Source organism: Streptomyces sp. NPDC047043 (assembly GCF_040644055.1).
GTDB lineage: Bacteria > Actinomycetota > Actinomycetes > Streptomycetales > Streptomycetaceae > Streptomyces.
On record NZ_JBEYVO010000096.1, the window covers coordinates 1 to 1,187 of the forward strand.

Consider the following 1,187-nt stretch of genomic DNA (forward strand, 5'->3'; position numbering starts at 1 on the left):
GCAGGACGGCCGCCGTTTCCTGCTCCGTCCGACCGACGAGGGCATACGCACCCACCGCAAGCTGACCGTGCGCACGGCCGGGAGAGGTGACGGAGCTCCCCTCCCCCACGACGTGATCCATCGTGACGCCTAAAGCGCCTCACGGTGACGCGAACCGCAACGGCCGTTCGGAAGTGTCACGCCCCTGCTCAGCGAGTTTCCACCGCATCCGCTACGCCCGGGTGCGACACCGCTAACCGGGGCGCACGGCCCGCCAAGCCGCTCGGCCTGTTGGCGGTCTCGTTCCTGCTGTTGCTCACGCTGGCGGGTTCGGCGTCCTGCTCCCGCAGCGTCTCCAGCGGAACACTCGTGGTGGGCGGGGAGCACCAGCTGCCGCGATGTGGCTGAGTATCGCCGCGGTGTTCAGCCTGAACTCGGCGACCAGTTGGGCCGCCGGAGCCTCGACAGCCAGTGGAACCGCCACGGCCCCGACGAACTTGCCGGCGGCAGCCCGTGCGGATGACAGACCTCAGGTCGGGGCACTCAGCACCGCCGATCGCGGCTTACTCCAGTGGGAGATCGACGACACGATCTCCCGTTCCGAGCCCGGCGGGGTGCAGATCAGTTCGAACGAGATCGCCTGGCGCGGCGGCAAGGCCGTGATGGTGCTCCCCCTGCCCGGCGCCAGGTAGACGCCCCCCGACAGCCCGCAGCTCCAGGCCGTCTACGCCAAGCTGGAGGGTGCTGCGCGCTCCCGTGGCGCGGCCGCTGTCCCGCCGCAGCCCCAGGCCGACTACCACGGGTGCCCGCGGGGCGACATCGTGCGCTGGTACTGCTTCTACGAGAACCGGGACTGGAACGAAATCATCGCAGGCCGTCGTCTGCAGTGGAGTGACCCCCACTGTGATGACTTCATGGACTTCGCGGACTGGAGCTTCGCGGGCAAGACCTCGTCGTGGGTCAACTCCGGGCACCTGGAGGTCACCGTCTGGGACAGCTCCGTCCACCGGATCTGGACAGAGGCCCCGAACTCTCTGTCTGCCTACGTCGGCGCCGCCCACAACGATGAGGCCCGCTTCTTCGAGGCATGCGCCTGACCAACCTCAGGAAGCAGCAGTGAGCTCTTTCAGCGTTGCCGCTCCAGAGTGAGAACGGCTGCCGCGATTGACGTCATTCGATTCGGGCTGCAACGCGCCTTGCGGAAGATC

At 68.0% G+C, this 1,187-nt stretch carries 2 protein-coding genes and 2 pseudogenes; 3 read left to right on the plus strand and 1 reads right to left on the minus strand.

Annotated features, from left to right (window positions below; all coding sequences use genetic code 11):
- From ABZ880_RS54420 to ABZ880_RS54430, 3 genes and pseudogenes are all read left to right on the plus strand, one after another.
- Window positions 1-79 (plus strand): annotated as a pseudogene (locus tag ABZ880_RS54420) (MarR family transcriptional regulator); the annotation flags it as partial.
- Window positions 80-398: 319 nt separating this feature from the next.
- A complete protein-coding gene (locus ABZ880_RS54425) occupies window positions 399-671 on the plus strand; it encodes a hypothetical protein (RefSeq protein WP_361279433.1) in 273 nt (90 codons plus the stop codon).
- Between the two features lie 42 nt (window positions 672-713).
- The gene (locus ABZ880_RS54430; RefSeq protein ID WP_361279436.1) at window positions 714-1,076 is read left to right on the plus strand and encodes a peptidase inhibitor family I36 protein; all 363 of its coding nucleotides are present in this window, start codon (window positions 714-716) and stop codon (window positions 1,074-1,076) included.
- Between the two features lie 29 nt (window positions 1,077-1,105).
- Here the strand turns inward: ABZ880_RS54430 and ABZ880_RS54435 are convergent.
- Window positions 1,106-1,187 (minus strand): annotated as a pseudogene (locus ABZ880_RS54435) (IS5/IS1182 family transposase); the annotation flags it as partial.